Source organism: Bradyrhizobium erythrophlei (assembly GCF_900129505.1).
Lineage (GTDB): Bacteria > Pseudomonadota > Alphaproteobacteria > Rhizobiales > Xanthobacteraceae > Bradyrhizobium > Bradyrhizobium erythrophlei_D.
This window is the reverse complement of sequence record NZ_LT670818.1, coordinates 8,098,194-8,124,603: the sequence shown is the minus strand read 5'-3', so window position 1 is coordinate 8,124,603 and position 26,410 is coordinate 8,098,194. Positions and strand designations below refer to the sequence as shown.

23 protein-coding genes are annotated in these 26,410 nt (G+C 61.9%); 12 read left to right on the top strand and 11 right to left on the bottom strand.

The window, feature by feature from the left end; all coding sequences use genetic code 11:
* Positions 1-63: 63 nt before the first annotated feature.
* The gene (locus B5525_RS38310) at positions 64-1,227 is read right to left on the bottom strand and encodes a CynX/NimT family MFS transporter (protein WP_079571276.1); all 1,164 of its coding nucleotides are present in this window, start codon (positions 1,225-1,227) and stop codon (positions 64-66) included.
* Positions 1,228-1,395: 168 nt separating this feature from the next.
* On the opposite strand from B5525_RS38310, the gene B5525_RS38305 reads away from it, so the two are divergent.
* Positions 1,396-2,547: a zinc-binding dehydrogenase gene (locus B5525_RS38305; RefSeq protein ID WP_079571274.1), complete on the top strand. Its 1,152-nt coding sequence runs from the start codon at positions 1,396-1,398 to the stop codon at positions 2,545-2,547.
* A gap of 40 nt (positions 2,548-2,587) precedes the next feature.
* On the opposite strand, the gene B5525_RS38300 is transcribed toward B5525_RS38305, so the two are convergent.
* Complete coding sequence (locus tag B5525_RS38300; RefSeq protein WP_079571273.1) at positions 2,588-3,148, bottom strand: PAS domain-containing protein; 561 nt, start codon at positions 3,146-3,148, stop codon at positions 2,588-2,590.
* Between the two features lie 730 nt (positions 3,149-3,878).
* On the opposite strand from B5525_RS38300, the gene B5525_RS38295 reads away from it, so the two are divergent.
* Both B5525_RS38295 and B5525_RS38290 read left to right on the top strand, forming a co-directional pair.
* Positions 3,879-4,448 carry a hypothetical protein gene (locus B5525_RS38295; RefSeq protein WP_079571271.1) on the top strand — a complete coding sequence of 190 codons (570 nt, stop codon included), beginning with the start codon at positions 3,879-3,881 and terminating at the stop codon, positions 4,446-4,448.
* Between the two features lie 664 nt (positions 4,449-5,112).
* Positions 5,113-5,475: an H-NS family nucleoid-associated regulatory protein gene (locus tag B5525_RS38290; protein WP_079571270.1), complete on the top strand. Its 363-nt coding sequence runs from the start codon at positions 5,113-5,115 to the stop codon at positions 5,473-5,475.
* A gap of 1,397 nt (positions 5,476-6,872) precedes the next feature.
* Here B5525_RS38290 and B5525_RS38285 read toward each other — a convergent pair.
* Positions 6,873-7,160, bottom strand: a complete 288-nt coding sequence (locus B5525_RS38285) for a hypothetical protein (RefSeq protein WP_079571268.1) — start codon at positions 7,158-7,160, stop codon at positions 6,873-6,875.
* 672 nt (positions 7,161-7,832) lie between these two features.
* On the opposite strand from B5525_RS38285, the gene B5525_RS38280 reads away from it, so the two are divergent.
* Positions 7,833-8,012 (top strand): hypothetical protein, encoded by a 180-nt coding sequence (locus tag B5525_RS38280; protein WP_425305236.1) that lies wholly within the window; start codon positions 7,833-7,835, stop codon positions 8,010-8,012.
* 58 nt (positions 8,013-8,070) lie between these two features.
* On the opposite strand, the gene B5525_RS38275 is transcribed toward B5525_RS38280, so the two are convergent.
* Both B5525_RS38275 and B5525_RS38270 read right to left on the bottom strand, forming a co-directional pair.
* Complete coding sequence (locus B5525_RS38275) at positions 8,071-8,319, bottom strand: hypothetical protein (RefSeq protein ID WP_079571265.1); 249 nt, start codon at positions 8,317-8,319, stop codon at positions 8,071-8,073.
* Between the two features lie 509 nt (positions 8,320-8,828).
* A complete protein-coding gene (locus tag B5525_RS38270; RefSeq protein ID WP_079571263.1) occupies positions 8,829-9,155 on the bottom strand; it encodes a hypothetical protein in 327 nt (108 codons plus the stop codon).
* 104 nt (positions 9,156-9,259) lie between these two features.
* Here B5525_RS38270 and B5525_RS38265 point away from each other — a divergent pair, with 104 nt between their 5' ends.
* Entirely contained in the window at positions 9,260-9,526 is a 267-nt protein-coding gene (locus B5525_RS38265; RefSeq protein ID WP_079571262.1) for a hypothetical protein, read from the top strand.
* Positions 9,527-10,305: 779 nt separating this feature from the next.
* Here B5525_RS38265 and B5525_RS38260 read toward each other — a convergent pair.
* Together B5525_RS38260 and B5525_RS38255 are read right to left on the bottom strand one after the other, a co-directional pair.
* Positions 10,306-10,650: a phasin family protein gene (locus B5525_RS38260; RefSeq protein ID WP_079571260.1), complete on the bottom strand. Its 345-nt coding sequence runs from the start codon at positions 10,648-10,650 to the stop codon at positions 10,306-10,308.
* A gap of 369 nt (positions 10,651-11,019) precedes the next feature.
* On the bottom strand, positions 11,020-13,644 hold the full coding sequence (locus tag B5525_RS38255; RefSeq protein WP_079574347.1) for an MMPL family transporter: 2,625 nt from the start codon (positions 13,642-13,644) through the stop codon (positions 11,020-11,022).
* 334 nt (positions 13,645-13,978) lie between these two features.
* Here B5525_RS38255 and B5525_RS38250 point away from each other — a divergent pair, with 334 nt between their 5' ends.
* From B5525_RS38250 to B5525_RS38240, 3 genes are all read left to right on the top strand, one after another.
* Complete coding sequence (locus B5525_RS38250) at positions 13,979-15,520, top strand: Do family serine endopeptidase (RefSeq protein ID WP_079571258.1); 1,542 nt, start codon at positions 13,979-13,981, stop codon at positions 15,518-15,520.
* A gap of 127 nt (positions 15,521-15,647) precedes the next feature.
* Positions 15,648-16,493: a rhomboid family intramembrane serine protease gene (locus B5525_RS38245; protein ID WP_154073701.1), complete on the top strand. Its 846-nt coding sequence runs from the start codon at positions 15,648-15,650 to the stop codon at positions 16,491-16,493.
* Positions 16,494-16,698: 205 nt separating this feature from the next.
* Complete coding sequence (locus tag B5525_RS38240) at positions 16,699-17,127, top strand: CBS domain-containing protein (protein WP_079574345.1); 429 nt, start codon at positions 16,699-16,701, stop codon at positions 17,125-17,127.
* A gap of 46 nt (positions 17,128-17,173) precedes the next feature.
* Here the strand turns inward: B5525_RS38240 and B5525_RS38235 are convergent, their stop codons facing one another.
* A complete protein-coding gene (locus B5525_RS38235) occupies positions 17,174-18,232 on the bottom strand; it encodes a patatin-like phospholipase family protein (protein WP_079571255.1) in 1,059 nt (352 codons plus the stop codon).
* 219 nt (positions 18,233-18,451) lie between these two features.
* Between B5525_RS38235 and B5525_RS38230 the strand changes: the two genes are divergently transcribed.
* From B5525_RS38230 to B5525_RS38215, 4 genes are all read left to right on the top strand, one after another.
* Complete coding sequence (locus B5525_RS38230; protein ID WP_079571253.1) at positions 18,452-19,516, top strand: hypothetical protein; 1,065 nt, start codon at positions 18,452-18,454, stop codon at positions 19,514-19,516.
* 169 nt (positions 19,517-19,685) lie between these two features.
* A complete protein-coding gene (locus tag B5525_RS38225; protein WP_079571252.1) occupies positions 19,686-22,157 on the top strand; it encodes an EAL domain-containing protein in 2,472 nt (823 codons plus the stop codon).
* A gap of 127 nt (positions 22,158-22,284) precedes the next feature.
* Positions 22,285-22,521 (top strand): antitoxin, encoded by a 237-nt coding sequence (locus B5525_RS38220; RefSeq protein ID WP_079571250.1) that lies wholly within the window; start codon positions 22,285-22,287, stop codon positions 22,519-22,521.
* 8 nt (positions 22,522-22,529) lie between these two features.
* A complete protein-coding gene (locus tag B5525_RS38215) occupies positions 22,530-22,919 on the top strand; it encodes a type II toxin-antitoxin system VapC family toxin (protein ID WP_079571249.1) in 390 nt (129 codons plus the stop codon).
* Between the two features lie 94 nt (positions 22,920-23,013).
* Here B5525_RS38215 and B5525_RS38210 read toward each other — a convergent pair whose 3' ends face one another.
* From B5525_RS38210 to B5525_RS38200, 3 genes are all read right to left on the bottom strand, one after another.
* Complete coding sequence (locus B5525_RS38210) at positions 23,014-23,577, bottom strand: nitroreductase family protein (protein WP_079571248.1); 564 nt, start codon at positions 23,575-23,577, stop codon at positions 23,014-23,016.
* A 99-nt stretch (positions 23,578-23,676) separates the two neighbouring features.
* A complete protein-coding gene (locus tag B5525_RS38205; RefSeq protein ID WP_079571246.1) occupies positions 23,677-24,075 on the bottom strand; it encodes a hypothetical protein in 399 nt (132 codons plus the stop codon).
* Positions 24,076-24,093: 18 nt separating this feature from the next.
* Entirely contained in the window at positions 24,094-26,271 is a 2,178-nt protein-coding gene (locus B5525_RS38200; protein WP_154073700.1) for a YadA family autotransporter adhesin, read from the bottom strand.
* Positions 26,272-26,410: the final 139 nt, after the last annotated feature.

The following is a 26,410-nucleotide window of genomic DNA, read 5'->3' as shown; positions in this document are numbered from 1 at the left end:
GCCTGACCCTACGGCCAGCAAGGTTAATGAGCCGTTAGCGGCGGTTGCATCAAGAGAGGGCATTCACGCTGTGCGGGGATTAAGTGCCGGAATCCGATTGAACCCCCACAACAGGATCGGGCATGTCAGGAGCACGGCGGCACCGAAATCGAAAGCGGCGGCAGCACTTCCGGTCCATTTGGCGCAGGCGCCGCCGGCGATCGGCCCCAGCATCATCGTGGCATAAAAGAGGGTGTAGAAAATACCCATGCCGATCGGACGCGTCCCAGGTTGCAGCACGCGCGCGGGAAGGCTCAGGATCGGCCCGGCCGGCTGCCCGCAGACCAGGCCGAGCGCCACGACCGTCAGGACCACCGCGCCGCTGCGCGGCAGCGCGATCATCAGCATCGCAAACACGATGCAGCCGGCGACCAGAACGAGTTCGGGCCGCCCGGTGCGATCCGCAAAAATGCCACCCAGCGGCACCGAGACCACTGCCAGCCATAATACGATGCTGATGATCGAGGCCGCCGCCGAAATCGACCAGCCGCGCTCGACCAGCATCGTCGGTCCGAAGCTGAAGATCATCGCGAAGCCGACATTGTAGAGGCCCCAGATCAAGCCCGCCGTGGTCACGGCGATCGCGGCGCTGCGGTCGAGGCGAGCGGAGGCGGTGGCATTCATCACCACATTCTGTGGCGAGCGATAGGCGATGGCCAGAAGGACGAAGCCTGCCGCGGCGAGGGCTGCCACCGCGAGGTACACCGCGCTCACCCCGTAGGCCGTGCCGATCAGGGGAAGCGTCAGCAGCGAGAGCGCGACGCCGGCCGGCCACGAATTGACGAAGATCGCCATCGCGGTCGCGATTTCCTTGCCGGCAAACCAGTCCGCCACCATCTTGGTCATCTGCACGTTGAGCAGGACGCCGCCTCCGCCTGCGACCAGTCGTCCCGCGATCTGCACGCTCCAGGACTCCGCCACCGCCATCGCAAGGCTGCCGCCGAGCATCAGCAACAGGGCCGCAAGAACCGTGCGCTTGTCGCCGAACCATTTTCCGATCGCGCCGCCAGGCAAGGCCAGCGCCACGCCCGGCGTGAAATACAGGCCGATCAGGACGCCGATGTCGGCAAGGCTGACGCCGAATTGGGTGCCCAGCAGCGGCGCCACCGCGGCAACGCTCTGGAACTGAAATGCCATGGTGAGGCGGACCACGAACAGGACCGCAAGCATGAACCAGCGATTGTGCAAGGCCTCACCCCCGTGAAGTCGCCGCAGCCTGAGGCGGGCCGTCGCGCCTGTCTCGCGGCACAATTAGGGCCTCAGGCCACGCATTGGCATTGCAACCGGCTTCTCATAGGCTTGCTTCCGCCCACGCAACAAAATCAACAATCGCCAAGGGGCCGGGGGAGGAAGCTCATGCAACAAATCCGCGTATGCACCTATGACGGTCCTGGCGCGCAGCCGGTCATTCGCACAGTGCCGTGGCCGACCATTCCGAAAAAGGCGGCGCTGATAAAAGTCGGCGCCTGCGGAGTGTGCGGTACCGACCTGCATATCCTGAAAGGCCACTGGCCGAAGCCGCTGCCATGGCCGTTCACGCTCGGACACGAGATCGGCGGTGTGCTGGTCGAGGTTGGCTCCGAATTCACTGAAGATTTCATGAGCAAGCCGCTGAAGGTGGGATCGAAAGTGATGATCCCGCCACTAATGCCATGTGGCCATTGCTATTATTGCATCCATTATCCGCAGAGCGCCAACAAGTGCCTGACGCCGGTCTATTACGGCCGCTATCTCGGCTTCGACAAAGCGCCGCATCTTTGGGGCGGGTGGGCCGAATATGTCTATGTCGATCTCGAAATGCTCCCGGGCACCAAGATCTATAAATTGCCCGACGACATGTCGCTGCGGCTGGGCGCGCTGTCGGAGCCTTTGACCTCCTGCATACGCGCCTTCAATCGTGCGACGCGGGCGGGCGGTTTTAGCTGGGGCGATACGGTGGTCATTCAGGGCTCCGGTCCGATCGGAATTCTGGCGGTCGCCGCCGCGCAGGAAATGGGCGCGGGCCGGGTGATCTGCGTCGGCGCGCCGGAGACGCCGCGGCTCAAGCTGGCGCGCAAGTTCGGCGCGGAAGCCACTGTCGACATAGAAGAAATCACAACGCCGGAAGCGCGCATCAAGACGGTACGCGACATGGTGGGTGGCTTCGGCGCCGATCTCGTGATGGATTGCTCGGGCCATCCCAGCGCCGGCCCCGAAGGGATTGAAATGCTGCGCGACGGCGGCACCTATGTCGAGATGGGCCAGTTCACCGACGCGGGCTCGATAAATACGTCCTGGCATCGCATCTGCACCAAGGACCTCAACGTACTGGGCTCTTGGGGATTTACCGGCAACGATCTGCCGCTCGGCGTCGACATGCTCTATCGCACGCGGAACAAATATCCCTGGCTCGAGATGCAGACGCTGTATCCGTTTTCGGAAGCCGGCATCGGCCAGGCGATAGCGGACGCGATGGCGATGAAGACGGTGAAATCCACCATCGTGCCGTGGCCGGAGCTTGCGGAGTGATCAACGGCGTGAATCGCCGACGTCCGGATTGGTGGCGCGTCTAGCTCAGGCCTTCATAGACCATGAAGCCGCGTGCAACCGCCAGTTTGCGCAGCGCGCGGGGAACGAGCTTTTGCGGCGGCTGATGGCCGAGATAGCGGTACGAGCTCAGTTTGAAGTCGCGCAGCAGGCTGGGGTCGCTTTCGAGCGGCGCCAGTAATCCGGTCAGGCTCACCGGCGCGTGGGCGCGGGCGTTGAACGGCAACAGCAGCAATTCCAGATGCGCCTGCGAGCCATCCTGCGCGGTCGCGGTGATGCCGGCCACGGCGGCCAACAGCTCCTCCGATACGACTGCGATGATGTCCTCGATCTCGCGGCGGGTGTCCGGGGTAAACAGCGCCGAAAAGCTGCGGTCTTTCAGGTCGCAGCCGAGCAGGGCGCAAACCCTGGTGCCGGCGACGCGGAATGGATAGCCGGAGGCCGTGTCATAGGCCAAGACGAAGATGTCGCCGAGCAGCTCGCGCACCGCACCGGGCTCGATCTCGCTGCGGTCCGGCGCCCGCGCGCCGCCGCGCTTCTCGTCCCAATAGGCGAAGAATTCCCGGGTTGACGGATGTTTCATTCTTCTCTTGCCCCCGCACCGCGCCCGGCGGGACAACTCTGTCCCGGTCTTGCGCACGCGCATTCCCTTGTCTGTTTTGCAAGAGAGGCTTTGCAGCGTCCATGCCGCAGACGCATTTTCGCTCCCCGGGGGAGCGGCTTTGCGTTGTTAAGGTTAAATTAACTAACGCCTTGGGGATCGCCACGAGGCCGGATAGCGTGGTGGTGCTCGAATACTTCGCCGGTTTTCTCCCGGTGCCCGCGAGGTTGAGACACAGGCGGCGTCAAACAGTTTGGTCATCGCGCGGGGAGGGGTGGGGATGTCACCCGGGCGCGCGACAAAGATCAGCACAGACGGGGGAGGGCTCCTCAGAGCCCTCCCTCGTTGATTTTATTGACCTTTTCGGCCAGCTAGCGCTATTTCTACCGGGAATCATCCGGAGCGGGCGTGCTCTAGAGGCCCTGGCCGTAGAACGTGCCGGCAGCACCGTTCCGGGCTGCCTAAGCACTGTCGGGAAGAGGTCTAGGTTCCCTAAAAACCGGGGCCTAGATGACACTGACCGGTTGCTGTAGGTTATTTCCGCTGACGACGGGCATTGCCAGAGGCAAGGGCAATCGAGGGGGAGGGGGCTGACGGCGGTCGCTCATTCGCAGGCGCGCAGCTAGTCCATGCACCCCAAGGTCAGTTGCTGCCGCGGTAACCTTTGGCCACGAGGCCAAAGCGTATGAGGAAAGGCGTATGAGGAGTTGCAATGAGTATCCCGAGTGAGCCAGACCCCAGCAATCCCAACGATCTCAGCTACTATGCACCGCGCGAACTGCGCGAACGAGCGAAGTCGGTATCCCTTTCCCAAGAAGCAAGATCGGAGCCCGTCAGGACCCCAATCGCCCAGGCCCCTTCGCTCGATATCCGGCTCAAGACGCCGGTTTACTTGCGGCGGCCGCCCGCCCCCGAGGTGATTCACGGGTCGGCTGGTCTAGAGCGTGAACTGCGGCGAGCCGCACTGTTCGGCGTGGCCGGTCGCTTCGCCGCAGCCGCGGCCTTCGTGACGGTTGTTGCGCTGCTCTTCGTCCTTGTGTCGCCTGCTTTACGGAAATCCGATGCCAGTTCGACCGCTTCCGAGATCACAGGAGCGATAAAAACCGCCCTGCCTCAATCCAGCCAAGAAGAGAACGGGGCGAAGCCCGCGCTTGCGGAATTTCAAGGCGTCCTTGCGTCGGCCCCGGCTAGCAAGCCAGCTATTCCCGAGCAGCCCCCGCAATTGCTTCAGCAATTTTTGCAATGGCGACAAAAAGCTGACTCAACCGAAAAATCTCAATAGCAAGACCGATTAAGCTCGCGCGTCGGCAAAATGACAGAGAAGTTCGCTCCGCCGCAGGTTTTCGTCCGACGCTATACGGCGTCCGAGGTTTGCGATGTCGTGGTTTTAGTTCGGAGCCAGGAAATGATTCTCCGCTGTCCGGATTATTCTCAGGCATTGAAATGGGCACGTTTGGAATGCAGGTCCTACAAAATTCCACAGCCCAATATTGAACCACTTATTTCAGAGCCCGAGATTGAATCACTTAGCGGGCTGGACCAGGACGAAGAGCTCCCGTTATTTTTGCGGTCTCCCGAGATAACTGAAGCCCCCTGACCGTAGGCAGTGGAGTGTTGGACGGCCCTCAGGCAACATCCCGTGCAACTCAGTTTTCGTCTCGCCGGTATCCGCGTGGGTGATTTTGTCAATTCGACCGAATTAAATTCCTGCGTCATTGAAACGCCTACGAGAATACTTAAATTCGCCAATCCGAGCGGCATTAAGATAGCGGAGCATTGAGCGATCCGCGTGTCGCCTCTACGGCGATACCTGCGTTCGGTGCGGCTGTTTTTACCACCGGCGGACAATCAGACGACCACTGTCGTGTCGGTATTCTTCCGGTCTTCCGACCAGTTCGAATCGGTGGTCTGTCGAGATAGTTCAGAATGACAGCAAGGTTAAATCTATGAAACACGATTTTAATTCGATGTCCGTCGATGAGCTCTGGGCTCTTCACTTGGAAATCGCATCTGTTCTGGCGAGCAGGATAGCTGCGGAAAAAGCCAAACTTGAAAAACAGCTGCGGCATCTCCAGTCAAGGGGTGTATCAAGCGAAATCGTTCGGCGCGAACGACGTCCTTATCCCCGGGTGTTCCCGAAGTATCGAAATCCCGCCGATCCTGCAGAGACCTGGGCGGGCCGCGGGAAGCAGCCACGATGGGTAACTGCACAGCTCAGGTCCGGGAAGACACTCGACGATTTCCGGATTCAGCCGGCGTCTGGTAGCGCCCGGCGATCGAGCGGCGGGCGCAAAACGCTGCACGCCTAAGGCTGATCCTAGATTTATGGTTTGGGGCGTCAGTGTGGAATTCCGCCCTGCCCAGACAGACAACATCTGTTCGAGAACCGCGATCCGTTTTGATAATCGCTCGACCTCGCACGGAAATGGGGCGCGTGCTCTCCGCGACACTTGCCGCCCGTTGCTCATTGATATCCCCAACATCAGAAAGCGAGCTGGTTATTGCAATTGCTATGCTGGGTCAGGAACCGTCCCGCTGGCAATGGGGGTATGATATCGCTGCCTGAGAGAACTGCTACCTAAATTCCGTTGAGACATAAAACAGTCGGCGGTGACCTGCGTAGTCGTAGACTTCAAGTCGTCTGTGGACCATGCAACCACGGATGGATGGGCAAACTCTAGGAGCGTACTAAGCGACTACTGCTTCCAGCGGCACCGGCTGGCAGGATCAAAGCACGGTCCCGCCTTGGGCTTTAGGGGGGCTTGGAAGGCACCTGCGCCCGAGCCACGGACTAAAGGGGCTGACGTGGCCCAATGACGATAATGGGGACATGGCGAAGCGGTTCCGGCTAAGGGGTTTTTCCTCATGGCAAATCAGGTTGAGCCAAAACAAATGGTACTTCACCGTCGATTGCTCCAAATGCGGAAAGGCTATTCCGTTCGCAGAAGCGCCTTCGCCCGAAGAAGAGCCAGAACCGGAGTTTCGAACCGTAAAGCTCCAACGCCCCCATTGCGGGACCGACGACACTTATGCGCCGGCCCTAATGACGCGCCGTCAGGGACCTGAAAGTGAATAATTGGAACGAGGTGCTTGGTCCAATCTCAAAACAGACTGGTTCGGATCGCAGATGCCGAAATAACAACCCCGCCCTCGGGGATAGGATTCTCGAAGGGCGGGGCCAATCAATCAGAAGTCAGTCGGCGCACGGGCAATGCACCTTGTCGAAAAACCCATCACCGCTCTGGCCGCGGACAATCCACGGATTCGTGACCGGATCGGTAACCTGAGGCCGTTTCGTTTCTGACGAGCTGCACGTTCGCATCGCACCAATTTTGCGAGAGATCAGACAGCCGAATTGATCCATCGCAATGAGATTTGATCGTTTCCGGCGAGCATAACGATTCAAAAATTATTGGGAGGATCGTCATGTCAAATGCTCAGGAAGCCTTTGCAATGACCGCCGTGCTTTTCGGCCTGTCATTTGCCGGGATTTTCTTATTTTGGTTTGTCGGCCTAAGCGAGGGCCGACAACTCGGCGTTAGTTCTCGCTTCGCCAAGGTGACCTCGCGTAGCCCACTGCGACGGCCCTGTCGGTTGGTCATCGTTCGGCCGTTAATTATCGATCCCGCGCCACTGGCAGCACCGCCACGAGGACCTGAACAAGGCGGGTGAGGGCGATCTTGTTGAAGCAGCGAACTCAAGCTGGCTACCAGACCAACTCGTCCGAATTACGGTCCTCTTTGAAAAGCGTCCTCAGCAGCCGCCATAGCTCGCGGTGCCCAGCGGTCTGACCGCCTTGCTTTAGGTAGTCCGCAATATCCATTGTCGCCGTTTGTATCTCAATCGCGCCCGCAACGGTCGTGTCTAGCTGTGCCACTTCGCGCTCGACGTATAAATTTTTCGCGTCGGTATCGAAAACTAGCGTGCAACAATCCGCATGGGTGATCTCGGGGCCTTTTACCTGACGATACAGTTCTCGTCTTAAGAGAGCCATTTGATGCTCCTGTCAGAAGTGCTGACTTAATCACCATCAATCATACCAATCCTTCCGATCACGCGGCAGCGTCTTGGCTTTCTCAAATGGGTGCCCCCGGCGGGGAAATTTATGCCGGCAGAAATAAGAAGCCCCGGCCTCGGAGGGGGAATCGAAGCGCGGGGCCAACCCAATCAGGAGCGCTCACGGGCGATGCGCGCCTTGTCGAAAATCTACCACTGCGCTAGTGCGCGGCAATCCACGGCTTTGTGATCTGATCGGTAACCTAAGGCCGTTTCCTCTTCGAGCAATTGCACGTTCGCTCGGCACCAATTGTCCGAGATCAATTCGCTCACAATCCGACGGGTTAGATTTGCTTCCGCATTCTACCGAGCGGTGATCCAAGTTTCGTCGTTCCGGTTTTTTGCATGGGAGCACGGCTCCGCTTGATCCCACTGAACTCTGCGGGGTCGTGCTTCTGCCACTTTGGCCTGCTCTTCCTCAATCCATCGATTGATATCCGACGCGACTTAGGCGCTATCAGGTCAGTGCCGCTGTCCTGTGTGGCTTACGGGGATAACAGCAACCGGGCCGCCGTTGCCCGTTCTTCAATTCAAGTTTCGGCGCTCATAATCGACGATTTAGAATGAGAGGTGCGGCATGTTCGTTCACCCTCGCGATTTAGCAGACCGGATGTCTGACCGGCAGCAATCGGAAATATTTAGGCTGCCGATTGATGCCGCTCGCTGCAAGGCCCTCGAGATCATCAAGCAAGCTCCGCAGGCAGGTTATATAGTCATTGTTGAAAACTGGCGGCCGCTTCCCGACGGTCAGATCGAGTTCACGATGCGAAATCTGCGGACTGCGGATTGAATAAGTCGAAGAAGGGCCAGACGTGCCGCCTAAGCGCCCGGCACTTGGCCCACTCAACTTACAATGCGCTCAAGTCATCAGGCACGTCACCGAACTTCCTGATCACTTCGGCGTCGCTAAAATCGCCGGTAGCCGGATCACCGGTACGACTGAACGCAACCGCGCCGACGTGACCATCCTTGCGAGATAGCGCTTCGGCTTTCATTACCACGGCGGTCGGATTGAAGCGTTCGATTGGCTCACCAGCAGCAACGCCGTCATCGGTTGCGACGTATGGTAGCGCAACAAAGTACGTGACCTCGGCCATGGGGACCGCTCCATCTCAGACGTACCAATCCTTCCGATCAGCGCCTTGTCGGTCTCGCGCGCATCACCGCCGCACGCCGCGATGGCCTGGTCGGCGGCGGCTCTAGTTGGTCGGCGTCCGATTGTGGCTTGGGTGCTGCGCGATCAAGACTGGAACTACTTCGGGGGCTGCAATTCGCTCTTTAGCCAGCCCGTAGCCTTATCCGTTTTCAGCGGGTCAGGGCCATCGCAGTCAAAGCATTGGAACGTGCGCCTGCCTTTGCCGCCTGGAGGTGGCGCGAGGATCAGATAGGCCCCGCAACCGGGGCACTTCGGTCGTTCAGTTTAGCCCATAATGCTGATAATTTTAGGATCGCCAACTTACAAATGTCTGCCCGGTCTCCGACAAAATCACAGCCAAAAATTTTCGAGTAACAGTGGAACGTTTCTGGCAGGCCAAAAACCGAGTTGATATTGCAATGCGGCGAAGCAGCGAGCCTGACGTGGAACTCCACGCGGGAGGTGCGTCGATTATGACCGCGCCAAAACTGGCCGAAATTTGTTTTCGCTACCCTGGCCTTTTTTGGTCAATTTGTCGGTCATGATAGCTTTCAGGCTGCGCGGGGAGATCGGCGGAACTGCGACCGCCCGGCTTCGGATGTACAGGTCGGGCGGTCGTTCAGGTTCCGCAATTCGCATTAGGGCCTCCATTGCTGCCTGCCATTCATCGGCATCGTGTTCGGCCTTGGGCAATTTGGCGATGCAGAGCGCGGCGTCGCGCACGTGATCAGCTTCCCACCGTTCTCGCGGCCGAACGGCAAACGCGGCGACGATCCACCGCGCTGCGCCGAAGATCATAGTTTGTTATGATACTGACCATTGAGCCGCACCAAAGTGCGCCATGATTTTTGTGATCTGCCTTTTAAAGGAAAGACCTTGAGCTGGCTGAAAGAGGTCTCCTTATGTCCGTCGATAGCTGGACCGACGATCTCGCTTCTGTCGTTCGATATGCGCTGACGACGGCGCGCGCGACAGTGATTTGCCCGTTCCACGACAATGTAACAATCCGCGTCGGTGATGACGCTGCGGAAACTCATGCCTATGTTCGTGCCGCTAAAGTCATTAAAAGCGATGGCACAACATGGGAGCATGAAGCTCTGCAAAAAGAAATTAACCGCCAGCTCGACGAAGCAGCAGACGGGGTCTGCCCTGAGTGCGCGGCGCATTGAGCAGACCACTGCTTGAGATTGAGAATACGAGAAGCGCTGGTTCGTGATTGACCCTCTGCCGACATCAAATGGCTCACCCTCGCAACTGCCTAGCTTCGCGTCCGTGGGCTGCGTGTCCGCCAGCGCGGCGTCGACCTAGTAACGTTTTTTGGCTGCGACGGACCTTCTATTTGGCAGAGCCGGTCCATTTGCATTCTGAGGCTCGCCGGCAACTCTCGATCCATTTCTAATGACGCCCGCAGTCTTTCGCCAATTTCTTGGACAATTGCGCGGCTGTGTGAGTAGTCCATGTCAATACGGTTTCGCATAACGGAATCTCCGTTCCCGCGCGGAAACCCCAATTAACCCCGATACCAAGGTCGATGGCTTCCCTCCGCTCCAACACGAGCCGTGCATTCGGATGCGGGGCTCGCAGTCCAAATGGGATGGGCGGAGACCGGCGCATTTGGCTATCTGCGCGAGCGCTTGGTTGGAACAGCGGGTCCGCAAGGGACCTTTGGCTATCCCGCGACATGCGCCGTCGTTAACGGCGAGCGACGGTCTCCTACTCTTAAATCGCAGCGCGGACTTTCGTTCCGGATCTATTGACGGCACGGCGGAGATGTTTTCTGGGAACCCCCGGGAACCGCCCAGCCCCCGAGGCGGGCCACCTCACTTCTTCGCTTTTTTCGAAACGCCTGAGCGGACGCCTTCAAGACGCAGGTGCAAGCGCAGGGTTGCAGCGAAGCGCCCCGCAAATGGTCAGGGCATTTGCTCTAACATTGCGGGGCAGCCTCTCATCAGGCTGTCGGAGTCATCTTTGTAAGAAAGCCGCCGAATGGTTTGTAGGCTTGCTTGGCAAGATCGCCATACAGTGCGCCGATCTTCTGCGCCTCTGTCACGAACGTCTCGAAAGTCGACTTGGCGAATTCGGTTTGAACTTCCACTGCCTTGTCGAACGATCTCACACCTGAGAGCTTCTCGACAAAAGACTTGGTGTCTTCAAACGATTTCTTCGTGTAGTCGCCGTAAGCAGTGGCGATCGCTTGAAAGCCGCCAGGGAAGGCATTGGTCGACGCATCCCGTTCCTTGCCGTCCAGAAGCTGCTCGAAATTCCGATTTGCGGTCTGGTCTGCATTCGACATTCTAAAACTCCTTTGTTTGTTTAACAGTGAATCAATGGTGCTCGCAGCCAATGGTTGCGCCGGAACACGGGTTCCCGCTTGTCAGTCAGGTGGTGCTTGTGTGTTCGTATAATGATATCGGAACTGCGTTTGATGTCGCCTATTGGGCACGAACCGGACAAGTTCGGCCGATCTGGCGATGTCCGTTCCTCGGGGATGACCGGAAGTGGCTGGCAGACGGTCGAAACGGCGCGATTGACCCAAAGCGCCATTTGCACGAACCGCTGCGCGGCTTAGCATGCTCGCGACGACAAATAGCATGCGGGTCAGTATTCATCGGGCAGGAGGCAGATCGGCGGTGCCTGCGTCAAGGATACGATTGCATCGGACCTATTCCGCGGCTTCGCGTAAGTCCGGGGCTTCGTCCGAATGCTTTTGCACTTGGCGCGGGCGTCCCATCAGAACCGGCTGGAACAGCACCGCGGCGGCCATCGTGCATAGCAGAGCCAGCGCCATCAGCTTGCCCATGCTCGACATGCCCGGATAGTTCGAGGCCCACATGCTGCCGAACGCCATCGCGTTGGTCATGGCGCTGAACACCACGGCGCGCGTCAGCGCCGATTCCAGCAGGCCGGTTTTCCCGGCGCGCCAGGCCATGATGTAATAGATCTTGAAGGCGACGCCGACGCCGAGCAGCAGCGGCAGCGCGATGATGTTGGCGAAATTGAGCGCGATGCCGTCGAGCACGCAGATCTGCAGAGTCACAGCACCAGCGAGCAGGAGGGGAACGAGCGTCAACAGCACGTCCGTCGCGCGCCGCAGCGCGATGAACAACAGGATGGCGATGGCGGCGAGCGCCAGAATGGCGGCTTCGATGAAGGCCGTGGTGATGGCCCTGCCGGATTCATAATAGCTGACCGCCGCGCCCGTGGCCGTCGGTTCGGCGCGGAGCACCGCGGTCGCGAAATTCTGCAGCACATTGATGTCGCCGGGATCGCCCTTCGGTAATGCCTGAACCCGGGCCCTGCCGTCGGGCAATACCCAGTCGCGCACCAGATTTGGCGGCAGCGTTTGGATCGTCACGGGGGTGGGTGCAAGACTCTTGCGCAGCCAATCGAGGTCGTAAGTGAGCGGCGGCACCAGTGCCGCTTCGGCTTTGGCGCGGACGCCGGCGTCGGCGGCGGCAAGACGCTTGAGCAGGTCGGACACATGCCGCGCGGAGTCGGCGCTGGCGCCGGTCGCATGGCCTGCCGCCTGGGCAAGATCCTCGGCCGCGCGCTGGATCGCGGCGACGTTGTCCTGATCGCTCGGCGCCGGCTGCTGCCGCTGCGGATTGAGGGCGCCGCCAAGCCGTCGCGATGCGGCCTTCAAGGCGGCGATCTTCTGATCCTGGTCGGCCGAGATGAAATTGCTCAGCGTGAGAACGCGGGAGACCTCGGGCAGCGCGGCCAGGCGCCTGGCCGTGGCGTCGGCCTGTTCGAGCGACGGCGTCAGGACTTCCGCATCATTGCCGCTGGTCTGTGGATCGCTCTGCAGTTGCCGGTAGGTCACGACCGACGGCGAGTTCGGGGGCTGCAGATCGACCGGGTTGAAGTCGAACCGCAGATGCCACAACAGCGGCGTGCCGGCGAGCACCACGAGGATGGTGCCCGCGATGATGGCAACGCGGTGCCGCTGCAAAAGATCGTCGAGCGGCGCGAGACGGCGGAAACCGACCGCTGCGGCCTCGCCGGGCGGGTCGAGCAGCGCCAGCATCGCGGGCACCAGCGTGATGCTGCAGAGGAAGGCGATCAGCATGCCGCAGCCGGCGATCAGCCCCAGTTCCGAAAGGCCGCGATAGCTGGTCGGCAGAAACGACAAGAACCCGACGGCGGTAGCCGCGGCCGCCAGCGCCAGCGGATCGCCCGCTTTGCGGGCCGCCCAGCGCAGCGCCTCGCGCAGGCCTTGATGCTGGTGCCGCTCGGATCGGTAACGCACGCTGAACTGAATGCCGAAATCGACGCCGAGGCCGACGAACAGCACGAAGAAGGCGATCGAAATCAGGTTGAAGGAACCGACCAAGGCAAGCCCGACCGCCGCCGTCGCCGCGAGTCCGACCATCAAACTGAAGAACACTGCGGCGATGATTTTCAGGGAGCGAAGCGCCAGCCAGAGCACGATCAGGACGCCGAGCACCGCGGTCAGGGTGTCGCGCACGGCGCTTTGCCGGATCACCGAGAACTGATCGTCATTCATCGGCACCTGACCGGTCAACTCGACTGTCGCGCCAAATTTGTCCTTCAGGGCGAGATCGGATGCCGCACGGCGAATGCCCTCGGTCGCTCTATGCCCGGGTTGCAGCTGCGAAAAATCGAGCGTCGGCTGCACCTCGATGAAATGGCGCAACTGGTCGGCGGGCAGCTTGTGGCCCTGCAGCAGCTCCTGCCAGGAAAACGTCGCCGGCCTGCCGGCGAGAACGTCGCTGAGGGTTTGGTCTGCGAGCGACAGCGGCCAGGCAAGCTGATCGAGCTTGATCCCGCCGCCACGGACTCCTTCCGCCCCAAACGAGAGCGCCTTCATGACGCCGCGCAGGCTCGGATCGCCGGCAAGCGTCGCGATCAGGGGCTGCGCGTTGGTCAACCCTTCGGCGCTTTTCCGGACCTCGGCGGGGGAGCCGAACAGCAAACCGTTGCGTTCGAAGAACTCGCCGCTGTCGGGCTGGCCGACCAGCGGAAACAGGTCTCGTTGCTTGGCGAGGCGCTCGGCCAGCGCGTTGGTTGCCAATTCCGCATTCTCGGTGGTCGGTGCCTTTACGACCACCGAAATGCCGTTTTGCGGAAAGGCCTCGGACATCTTGAGCTGACGCTGATGCCAGGGGAGATCCTGCGATATCAGTCCTTCGACGTCGGTGTTTATGGAGAATTTTGCGGCGGCGAACGCGCCGGCGCCGAGCATGAGCAGCGTCCCGGCGATGATCGTCGTCCACCTGTAATTGGCGCAAGTATCGACGATCCGGACAATCACTGAATTGATCATGGCCGCGCCTTCCCGTAAACAAAAAAGGAACCGCGCCACCAACGCCGCGGCGGGCAAATTCGTTCTGGCCCTCATTTAGAATTCCAGATTGGGATGAGGGCATTTTCTCACGGACTTTTTACCCGCGGCCGCCCGCCGCGGCGCGTGGCTCTTTGAATGGGCCGGTCGATGGCGCCGCCGGAATATCCGCCAGCCGCAACTGCCCCGCGACTCTCCGTCGCGTCGTTCTTTCGAAACATTAATCCGATGAACAGGACCTCGTAATGTGGGCTCGCCAATGTTGGAACAGGGATTTCCATTCAGCTTTCCCTTACTCAACATTGGAGACGCCAACATGAGCGATCAGTCGAATACCCCGCCCACCACACCACGAAGAATCTTCAGGCCGCGCCGGCTTGCGCTACTGGCTTCCGTCGCCGGCCTCAGCATGGCCGTTCTCGCCGCAGGACCCGTGGCGAACTATCTTCCCGCTTGGACCGCATCGGCGCATGCGGCGGAGACGACGGGGCAGGGGCCTGCGGGCTTTGCCGATCTCGTCAGCAAGGTCAAACCGGCGGTGATCTCGGTTCGCGTCAAGATCGATGAAGACGGCGGCAACGCCGCGGTGATGCAGCGCGACAGCGACGAGAATTCCGATCAATCCGGTTCGCCCGAACAGTTTTTCAGGCAATTCGGTTTCCGCGGTTTCGGCGGCCCCGGCGGCGTGCCGCATCAGCATCAGGTCATCACCGGCGAAGGCTCGGGCTTTTTCATTTCGCCCGATGGCTATGCGGTGACCAACAATCATGTGGTCGACCATGCCAAATCGGTCCAGGTCACGACCGACGACGGCACTGTCTATACGGCCAAGGTGGTCGGCACCGACCAGAAGACCGACCTCGCGCTGATCAAGGTCGACGGCAAGAAGGATTTCTCCTACGTGAAATTCGCCGACCAGCCGTCGCGCATCGGTGACTGGGTGGTCGCCGTCGGCAATCCCTTCGGTCTTGGCGGCACCGTGACCGCCGGCATCGTTTCCGCCCGCGGCCGCGACATCGGCGCCGGGCCGTATGACGACTACGTCCAGATCGACGCGCCCATCAACAAGGGCAATTCCGGCGGTCCGGCGTTCGACATGAACGGCAATGTGATCGGCGTGAACACCGCGATCTACTCGCCGTCGGGCGGGTCGGTCGGCATCGGCTTCGACATTCCCGCGGCCACCGCCAAACTCGTCGTCGCCCAGCTCAAGGACAAGGGCTACATCACGCGCGGCTGGCTCGGCGTCCAGGTGCAGCCGGTGACGGCCGACATCGCCGACAGCCTCGGCCTGAAGCAGGCGAGGGGTGCGATGGTGGACAATCCGCAATCCGGCAGCCCGGCCGCCAAGGCGGGCATCGAGGCGGGCGACATCATCACCTCGGTCAATGGCACCGATGTGAAGGATTCGCGCGATCTGGCGCGCACCATCAGCGTGATGGCGCCGGGCACTTCCGTGAAGCTCGACGTTCTGCACAAGGGTGAATCCAAACCAGTGACGCTGACCCTTGGCGAAATGCCGAATGACCGTCGGGCCAATGCCGGCGGCGAGCAGCCGTCGAACGAGGCGGCCGGCACGCCGCATCTCGGGCTCAGCCTCGCCCCCGCAAGCGAAGTCCAGGGCGCCGGCGAAAAGGGCGTCGTGGTCACCTCTGTCGAGCCGGACGGTCCGGCTGCGGAGCATGGCGTCAAGACCGGCGACGTGATCCTCAATGTCGGCGGCAAGCCGGTCGCCAGTGTCGGCGATGTGCGCTCCGCGCTGAGCGATGCCGGCTCCAACGGCAAGCACAGCGTGCTACTGCAGGTGAAATCCGCCGACGCGACCCGGTTCGTCGCGGTTCCGCTGGCCAAGGGGTGATTTCCGCCATCCCTCGATAGTCGTGCAAATTGGAAAGGGCCGGGCGTAAGCCCGGCCTTTTTCTGCGCTGCCGGCCGGATGCGCATTCTTCACGCGAAGCGCTTCCACTTCGCCCGAAAACGCTCTAATGGGGCGCAACCGCTCGCGAGAGCCGCTCGCTTTAGGTCTTGAGCCCTTGGAATCCCCACCAGAATTGCCAGAGGACATCCCGCCGCAACCACCGCGCGAGCCGCTGCTGACGCTGCCGGGCGCGCTGACCGCCTATATCCTGCTGCTGGCGGTGATCCATCTACGGGTGCTGCTGCCGCCGGAATGGGAGAACTGGACCATCGACGTGTTCGGGTTCATCCCGAAGCGCTACGATTCGACGCTTCTGGCGATCGATTTTCCCGGCGGCGCCGGCGCCAAGGTCTGGACCTTCGTGACCTATTCGCTGCTGCACGCCAATCTCAGCCATATCGGCTTCAACGTGCTGTGGCTGTTGCCGTTCGGCAGCGCGCTGGTGCGCCGCTTCGGCGCGCTCAGGTTTTTCCTGTTCATGGCGGTGACGGCGGTTGCCGGCGCGCTGGCGCATCTCGTCACCCATGAGCACGCGGTGGCGCCGATGATCGGCGCTTCGGCATCGGTGTCCGGCACGATGGCGGCCGCGATCCGCTTTGCCTTCGTGCAGGGCAGCTTCCTCTCGTTCAGCCGCGGCGACGCCGATGCCGCGGCCAGGGTTCCAGCGCTTTCGCTGATGCGCGCGCTGCGCAATCCGCGCGTGCTCGGTTTTCTCGGGGTCTGGTTCGGCGTCAACATCATCTTCGGCGTCGGATCGATCGCGATCGGCAGCGATGGCGCGAGTGTCGCCTGGCAGGCGCATATCGGCGGATTTTTCGCGGGGCTCTTGCTGTTTTCGCTGTTCGATCCGGTGCCGCGTGCGTCCGCCGATGCTGCAGATGCGTCATCGCATGACGCATCGCACAGCAGCTGATCGTTGCTTGCGGCGCACCGCGATTTCATTCATCATCGCGATTGTCAAAAGGCAAAAGGGCAAGAAGGGCATAAACCCTCCGGCGTGCTTATGCGCGTGCCTGCCGAGCGGCTGCAACAAAAGCGGCGCCAGACTGTTGATTGAAGACTCGAAGGAACAAAGATCGCGCTCGCTCGAGGGCGCGATCGGCTTCAGGGAGACGACAATGACGGTACGAGCAATTCTCGATTCCAAAGGCCACCAAATCCAGAGCGTCGAGCCGGACGCCAAGCTCTCCGCTGCGATCAAGGTTCTGGCGGAGCGGAAAATCGGCGCCGTATTGGCGATGAGCAAAGGCCGCATCGAAGGCATCCTGTCGGAGCGCGACATCGTGCGCGTGCTCGGCGAACGCGGTGCCGGCGTGCTGGACGAGCCGATCAGCGCCGTCATGACGCGCAAGGTCGTTAGTTGCAGGCCGGCCGATACGGTTGCCGCGATCATGGAAATGATGACGATGGGCAAGTTCAGGCATTTGCCGGTCATCGACGGCGAAAAGGTGGTCGGCCTGATCTCGATCGGCGACATCGTCAAGTGGCGCGTCGGCGAATACGAAATGGAGCAGGAAGCGCTGCGCGAGTACATCAAGACCGCCTGAGCGACGCCGCGAGAGAGCTTAGGCCAGAGCGTCTCTGAGGCTTATCTCACGGCTCTTGGTCGGCCACTGGCCCAGCCTTGCTGTCGGCCAGCGGCCGAGGTCGGCCCGAAGCCGGCGCAAGGATGTGGATCGCCTCCTGGATCGAGTCGATCGCGCGTTCGGCCGCGCGTGCGCCGAACGCGATCAGATCGTTGGCGCGGTGGAAATCGAACCAGCCGATCTGGCCGACCCGGGGCGAGATCAACATGTCCGGCGGGTCGCCAGCAAGCCGGGCGCGGGTGATGCGGTCCTGCATGATGTTGAAGGCATCGACCATGACGCTGGAGATCCCCGGCCGACCGCCGCTGCCGAAGAACTCGCGCTTCATGGTGCGCTCGGCCGAAAATAATTTGCCGAAGCCGCGTTTCGGCGGCGCGGGCTCGACCGCGGCCTCCGGCGCGCCCGCCGCCGCGCCGTGCGAATAGATCGTCGTGGAATGGGTGAAGACATCGCTGGAAAGGTTGGCGGCGATTACGATTTCCGCGCCGAGCGCGCGGGCCGCCGACACCGGAACCGGATTCACCAGCGCGCCGTCGACCAGCCAGCGGTCGCCTACCAGCACCGGCGAAAATATCCCAGGCAGCGCATACGAGGCGCGCATCGCGTCGACCATGCGGCCGTGGGTCAGCCAGATCTCGTGGCCGGTGCGGACTTCGGTGGCGACCGTCGCGAATTTCAGCGGCAAGTCCTCGATCAGGGTCGGGCCGATTGCGGCCTCCAGCTGCGCCGCGAGCTTGTCGCCCCCGATCAGGCCCGAGCCGTTGAGGCGAATATCGAGATAGCCGAGAATGTTGCGCGGCTGCAGGCTGCGCGCCCATTCTTCCAGCGTGTCGAGATGGCCCGCCGCATAGGCCCCGCCGACCACCGCGCCGATCGAGGTGCCGACCACGACATTGGGAACGATGCCATGGGCGATCAGGGTGCGGACAATGCCGATATGGGCGAATCCGCGCGCGGCGCCGCCGCCCAGCGCCAGCCCGATCACCGGCCGCCGGATGCTGCCGAGACCCACCTTGTCGCGGCCATCAGCGCCGTTCTGGCTGCGTCCGATCAAAATTTCCAGCACTTGGTATCTCCTGGGCGTGAAACTAATCGCGCCGGTTTAGGCCCGCCAGTATCTATCACAAGCATGGTTTATGCCGTGCTTCGGGATGGACCAGGCAGGGATTATGCCGGGATCGCGACCTTTTGAATAAGGCGCGGGCCTTGCCGGCGGTTCCCGGCCCGGGATCCGACGGGGCCGGCAGGCTTGAATTTGCCGCGTTTTCAGTGAAAAGCATGCGTCATGATTTCAGGGGGTGATATCTGTCAACTCGGGCGGAGGCGACGCCTGTTGCCGGCGTTTGCGCTGGCGGGCGCCCTGATTTCGGCCATCGCCGGCCCGGCTGACGCCCAGATGTTCAGCGATCGCCCGCCACCGGTGCCACCGGCCGCGGTGCCGGAGCCTTCGGGGCCGGCGATGAATCTGGCGCCGCCTTCCGGTCCGGCCTCGGTTCCGAGCCTTCCCCCGGCGTTGACCCAACCCTCTTTAACGCAACCTTCCATCGCCGCCGTGCCGCCCGTGCTCGCGCCGCAGGGCGCGACGGTACCCGGCCAGGCGGTGCTGTCGCTGACCGCGCGCTACGGCAAGGACCTGCCCGTCATCGGCAATGGACTGGTGTGGCGGGTGTTTGCCGACAAGCCGGACGAGACCGGCACCTTCAAGCTGGTCCGAGAGGATCGGGGGGCGACGCCCAATATCGTGCTGCCGCCGGGCGGCTATGTGGTTCATGTCGCGTTCGGACTGGTCAGCGCGGTTCGCTCGGTGACGCTGAAGGCCGAGACCGACCGCGAATCCTTCCTGCTGCCGGCGGGGGGCCTGCGCATCGAAGGCCGCGTCGGCACCAGCAAGATCCCGCAGAACCAGATCTCGTTCGCGATCTACAAGGGCAGCCAGTTTGAAGTCGGCGAACGCGCCTCGCTGGTGCCGAACGTGTCCGCCGGCGACGTCGTGCTGCTGCCGGAAGGGACCTACTACATCATTTCCAACTACGGCGACGCCAATTCGGTGGTGCGCTCGGATATTCGGGTTCAGGCGAGCAAGCTGACCGACGTGACCATCACCCATCGCGCCGCCGTCATCACGCTCAAGCTGGTCAGCGACAGGGGCGGCGAGGCGCTGGCGAACACGGCCTGGTCGGTGATCACGCCGGGCGGTGACGTCATCAAGGAATCGATCGGCGCATTCCCCCGCGTCATCCTGGCCGAGGGCGAGTATCGCGCCATCGCCAAGAACGAGGGCAAGGTGTACGAGCGTCCCTTCAACGTCGTCAACGGCGTCGACGGCGAGGTCGAAGTCGTCGCGCATTAGTTTAAAACATTAGACGACTGTCACAGTCGCTAACGCACACTAACCATCGGGCGACTTTAAACTGTCATAATCGCCGGTTTGCCGGTACCGATCCCCAATCTTTACAACGAATTAAGCGGCGCCTCGCATTGGATGCAGTCGGGCTGAACGTTTGCGCTGCGGGGAAAGCATGATTGCCGCCAAGAAGCTATCCGGGAAATTCAACACCGAAATGTTCGATGACGTTCCCGTCCTGCAGCGTAAGTGGCAGGCGGCACTTCGGCCCGGCGAAAAGCTGCCGCGCTACGAGGATGTGATGTTGGGCAGCCTCGGCCGGCTGGCAGATCACATCGCCCTGCTCAGGCACGATAACGACACTCTCGAAATATCGCGCAGCGGCCGCTACATCCAGAAATGGCTGGGCGACGAGCGCTGGGACATTCCCCTGAGCGCGCTGTCGCCCGATTGCGCCACCGCGCTCAGCGAGGCCGCTATCAACGCGATGCGCAACGGCCGTCCCCATCTAGCGGTGGCGCATTGCGTGCGCGACGGCCTGGTCCAGACCTATGACATCCTGGCGCTGCCGACCTCGTCGCGGTGGGGCAGCACGCTGATCGGAACCTATGTCAACGAGCGGGCGACGCAGTACAATTTGCTGGACGCGATTTTCTCCACCACCGACGAGGGCGTGTTGTCGCTTGCGGCGATACGCGATTCCGACCGCCAACCGTTCGATTTCCAGATCGTTCACCTCAATCAGGGCGCTTCAAGGCTGTTGAAACTGCCGGCTACCGAGTTGCAGTGGCGCCGGCTCTCGGCCGGCGGCAACCTGCTTTGCTCGCCGGAGGTGGTTGCGCGATTGCTCGGCGTCATCAACAGCGGCAACCGCGATCAATTCGAGATCGACACCGATCAACGCAACCTGAAACTCGGCGTGACCGCCTTCGGCGACATACTCTCGCTGACGATTTCGGATGTGACGGCGCTCAAGCGCCGCGAAGCCTCGTTCCGTCTATTGTTCGACAACAATCCGATGCCGATGTGGGTGTTCGACGCCGAAACCACCGGCTTCCTTAGCGTCAATGACGCAGCGGTGCAGCACTATGGCTACAGCCGGGAGACCTTTCTGGGCATGAAGCTTCGCCAGATCTGGCCGGAGGATGAATGGATCAGCCATTCAGAGGCGCTGCAGCAGGCTGGCGAGACCTATCATTCGGGACGCAACTGGGGGCATCTGAAGGCCGACGGCAGTGAAATCCAGGTCCTGACATTCGGACGGCGCGTCAATTTCGAGGGCCACGACGGCTATCTGGTCGCTATCGTCGACATCACCGAACGGCGCAAGGCCGAGGCACGGATCGCCTATATGGCGCATCATGACGGCCTGACCAACCTGCCGAACCGCGAACTCTATCAGGATCGGCTTCGCGAGGCGCTGGAGAGAGGCGAAAGCGAGCACAAGCGCGTGGCCGTGCTCTGCGTCGATCTGGATCTGTTCAAGAACGTCAACGATTCCTTCGGTCATCCGATGGGCGACCGCCTGTTGAGGCTGGTGGCCGATCGGCTGCGGTCGCAGGTTCGCGGCAACAACCTGGTCGCGCGCCTTGGCGGCGACGAGTTCGCGGTCATCCTGGCCTCCGACGTCTCGCCGAACGAGGCCAGCGACTTCGCGTCCCGCCTGATCAAGACCTTGAGCGCCTGTTACGAGATCGACGACATCGAGGTCGTGATCGGCGCCAGCATCGGGATCGCGCTTTCGCCCGGCGACGGCGAAACCACCGAGGAACTGATGCGCAACGCCGACATGGCGCTGTACCGGGCGAAGTCGGACGGCGGCGGCGTCCACCGCTTCTTCGAGCGCGAGATGGACCGCCAGGCGCAAAAGCGCCGCGACATGGAGCTCGATCTGCGCCGCGCTTTCGCCAATGGCGAATTCGAGGTGCATTATCAGCCGCTGGTGGACATCGCCGCCGACCGGATCTCGGGCTTCGAATCCCTGCTGCGCTGGCGGCATCCCGACAAGGGAATGATCTCGCCGGCGGACTTCATCCCGGTCGCCGAGGACATCGGACTGATCGTTTCGCTCGGTGAATGGGTGTTGCGTGAAGCCTGCGCGGAGGCCGCGAAATGGCCTGCCGATATCAAGGTCGCCGTCAACCTGTCGCCGGTGCAGTTTCGCAGCCGCAATCTGGTTCAGGTCGTGGTCTCGGCGCTGGCGCGCTCCGGATTGTCGCCGACGCGGCTCGAGCTCGAAATCACCGAATCGCTCTTTCTGGCGGAGACCGAGGCCAATCTTGCGATCCTGCATCAGTTGCGCGAACTCGGCGTCAGCATTTCGATGGACGATTTCGGCACCGGCTATTCCAGCCTGAGCTATCTCCGCAGCTTTCCGTTCGACAAGATCAAGATCGATCGCTCCTTCGTCAAGGACCTGGCGCAGCGCTCCGATTGCGTCGCGATCGTGCGGGCGATCTCCGGCCTTGGCCGCAGTCTCAACATCACCACGACGGCCGAGGGCGTCGAAACCATGGACCAGCTCGACTGGCTGCGCGCCGAAGGCTGCAACGAGGTGCAGGGCTTCCTGTTCAGCCCGGCCCGGCCCGCCGACGAGATCGAACGGCTGCTGGCCAAATTCGGCGCGCGCGCGTCGCAGGCGGCGTGAAGCCAACAATGACCGTGCGGGACCCGTAGTCGAAGGGCGGAGAGCTAGCGGGGCCGGACCCGGAAGCCCTTGCGGAAATGCTTATTTTGGCATATGTCAATGGCATATGCCAAGAGGGAGTTGCCAAATGTCCGAACAGCGGCATGTCAGATTATTCCGCAACGGCCGCAACCAGGCGGTCCGTATTCCCGTCGAGTTTGAACTGCCGGGTAGCGAGGCGATTATGCATCGCGACGGCGATCGCCTCGTCATCGAGCCAGTGCGCAAGCGTGGACTCTCCGCACTTCTCAGGACGATGAAGCCTCTGCAAGAGGAATTTCCCGAAATCGACGATCCCGTTCCTTCTCCGGAGAAGGTGCTTTGACTCTTTATATGCTCGACACCAACATTATCTCCGACCTGATCCGAAATCCGAAAGGAAAAGCTGCAAAGTGGATCGAGCGGGTCGGCGAGGACAACATCTGCACGAGCATCATCGTAGCGGCCGAGCTGCGGTATGGTTGCGCGAAAAGCGGCTCGAGCCGATTGCTTGGAGCCATCGAAGACCTGCTCGGAGAGATCAACATTTTGCCGTTTGATGTTCCGGCCGACGCAGAATACGGCGGAATCCGGGCCGAACTCGAAGCCGCCGGCAAACCTATCGGCAGCAACGATTTGCTAATTGCCGCCCATGCGTACGCGACCGGTGCCACGATTGTGACGGCCAATACCAGCGAGTACAAACGCATCCGCGGGCTGAAGGTGGAGAATTGGCTCGCCTGAGCGCTTCAGCAAGCCCCTTAACGGCAGTGAAGCGCTGCGGGATCGGCTAGCGTGCGCCGTCCGGCTTTCGTCGAGACCGCGAATGGCGCGAAAGTTAGAACCGCGTCACGATATTGGCGAGCGCCGGGCGAGGGCGGTCTTCGCTCGGCTTCGATATGGTGCCGATGTGAACGAGGCCGGCGAGCTTTTCGACCGGCTTCAATCCGAGAGCGTCGAGCGCGTCGCGATCGAAGGCGAACCAGCCGGTCAGCCAGCACGCGCCGTAGCCCAGCGCGGTCGCCGCGGTGACGATGTTCATCGCGCTGGCGCCCGCGGATAATTCCTGCTCCCACGGCGGCACCTTGGGATGCGGCCTGGTGAAACTGACCACGCCGATTACCAGCGGCGCGTCAGTGAGCCGGTGCTTCTCGACATCGATATCGGCAGGCGTCGCGTTCGGATTTTTCCGCGCGAACACTGTTGCGATCAGTTCGCCCGCACGGATACGCGCATCACCTTCGAAAACGATAAAACGCCATGGGGCCAGCTTGCCGTGATCGGGCACCCGCGCGCCGATGGTCAGGATGGTCTCCAGTTCAGCCGGCGAGGGGCCGGGTTCGCTCATCTCGCGCGGTTTGACGGAGCGGCGCGTTTTCAGGAGGTCAATGGCATCGGGCACGGCGGTCTCTCTGGTCGGGAATGATTTCGCTCTCGCATAGCATGCAAGGCGGCGGTCCACGAGGCCGAACCCTCGCCTTTTAGATCGATTGTGAGCGGGTTACGGCTTGCGCGGGACTGGTGCGGTGGCGCTTGGTGGACCCGGCACACAATTGATGCTGCCGATGATGTTGGGGCCGTATTGGACGAACCCCGTCGCGGTCGGCGGCGAATGCGGCGCCGAGATCGGCAGATAGAGATAGCAGATGGTTCCGTCGACGGGATCGCGCAAGCGCTGGATCACGGTATCCTGCAGCGGGCCCGCGAACTGGCGCTCCAGCACCATCTTCGGCAACTTTCCCCATTCGGCCGAGGGCTGGAATTGTTGCTGAACGGGTTGCGCCGGCTGTTGCTGCGCGCTGGCCGCCGCGGACCACGTCACGGCGACTAGTGCCGCGAGCACGGCGCGGCGCGAAGCGATGGAGGAGAAGGCCGTCACGGCGTCATTCGATCGAAGCATGTCAAGCTTCTAGCTCGGTCAGAATTCGACCGCCATACCCGCCCGTCCGATATGTTCGTTGCCGCCGCCATTGGAATAGCTGCCGTAGACCACGGTCGGCGTGGCAAAATTCAACCGGTGCGAAACGCCGACGCCGACGCCGGCCTCGCCGCGGTAGTAGCCGGTGTTGAAGGCAACCGTGGTCTTGCCCGCCGCGGACGGCATCAGCACCGGCGCCACGGCGACGGCGGCGACGATGCCGCGACGCGCCTCCTGCTGGTTGGAGGTGATCTGGTTTTGCAAACCGGAGACGGTCGATTGCAGTTGTCCAACATTCACCGCATCGGTTTGGTTGATGCCCGCGGCGACGTTGGTCAGCCGCCGTTCGTTGCCCGCGGAGCCGAACGACACCGTGTTAGCCGCGGTATTGGTCGAACCGGAGCCGATCGCGACAGAACTTGCGGCGGTTGACGACGCGTTGAGGCCGATGGCGACCGACCCGGATTGCGTCGCCTGCGCGTTGCTGCCGATCGCGATGGCGTCGGTGCCCGAGGCACTCGCTGCCGGACCGCCACTGTTGACGCGCACATATTTACCGGTTGCCGATAACGCGCTTAGCGCCGTATCGACCGCGCCGACCGCGCCGCCGACATTGTTGTAGACGACGCTCTGGATCGTGTAGCCCGGCGCTGTCAATTGCCCGTTGAGGTCGAGGCCGGCACCGCCACCGAAGGCAGCAGCGACGCGCTGGTTGGCGGTGAGCAACTGGCTGCCATTGACGGCGTCGGTGCTGGTCGGGGACAGCGTGCCGGCGGCGACGTTGACGATCCGCCGTTCGCTGCCGACCGCGCCGACCGATACCGTGTTGGGGACGTTCGCCACGGAGCCAGCGCCCAGCGCGACCGAATTCAGCGCGGTGGCGCTGCTGCCCAGGCCGATCGCCACGGAGCTTGCTCCTGTCACCGTGATGCCATTGCCAACGGCAACGGCATTGGCAGCGTTCACGGTGTTGTTGTTGCCGAGCACCGAGGCGCCCGCGGCGCTCGCTGTACCGGCCACCGTATTGTTCGATCCGACCACCTGGATGTTGTCGCCATTACCGGCGGTGGCGGGCCCGTTCACGGTGTTGCCGTCGCCGAGCACGAAGGAGTTGTTGCCGTTGACGGTGTTGGGATCGCCCATCGCGTAGCTGCCGTTGCCGTTCACGGTCTGCCCGGTGCCGAACGCGCCGCTGTTCGTGCCGGTGACACTGTTGTTGAAGCCAACCGCCGTGCTGTTGGCGCTGCCGATATTCACACGCGACTGATTGCCGATTGCGATTCCGTTGGCGGCGAGGCTGGCGACGAGGGCGCCGCCGCCCGTCCCCGTGGCCGAATTGCCGCCAATCGCGATGGAATTGTCGCTCGCTGCGCTGGTGTGGGCGCCGATGGCGGTGCCATAATCGCCGAAGGCGCTGGCGCCGCTGCCGAAGGCCGAGGCCTGGGTACCGAAGGCAAAGGTTGATTGGCCGACCGAGGTGGCATTGCTGCCGCTTGCCGCGGCGGAAAAGCCAAGGGCAATGCTCGCCTGGCCATTCCCGCTTGCGGAGGCGCCGTTGCCAATGGCGATGTTCTGGCTCCCGTCACCGCTTGCGTTGGATAACCAGCCCACCGCGATATTGGCGCTGCCGGTCGCGGAACTGGACGTACTGCTCGATGCGTTCGCTGCAAAGCCGACCGCCGTATTGGAGTTGGTGACCACAAGCGCCCCGTGGTTTGGTCCGCCGCCGTTCGCGTTGGCGAGACTTCCCAGGGAAGTGTTGACGCTGTTGTCTCCCGAGGCCGTTGCCGCCGTCCCAAAGGCTGAGTTCGCGGAGTTGCTGCCGGTTGCGACGCTGATGTCACCTACCGCGGCGTTGTTGGATGCCCCCGTGCCGGTAGCGTTTGCCGCCTGTCCGCAGGCCAGATTTCCGGGTCCAGCGGTAGCTCCCTGTCCGGTACCTGAGGCTACATCGCTGCAGACGAATTGCGCATGGGCGGGCCGGAAGAGCAATGATCCGGCGGCGATGGCGATGGCCAGGCCGCAGATCGAGAGGCTCGTGCGCCTTTTCCTGATCGGAGCGGGGAATTCGGAGGAACTGCCGCTTGGCTGAAAGGCCGCTAGCTTGCATCGCAGTCCCCGAAACACGAGGTCACCAACCGCGCGAACCGTGGTCGCAACACCGTTAAACAAAATCATCTTAACCTCCATCCGGTGCCGGACGGTGGCGGGAGGTCGCTACCCAATTGCTTTTCTTGAAATCAGCCCGCCGATACGCCCACCACGCTTTACGCAGCCCTGTTACATATGTCCCCGGTATGCGGTATGGCATGCCTCG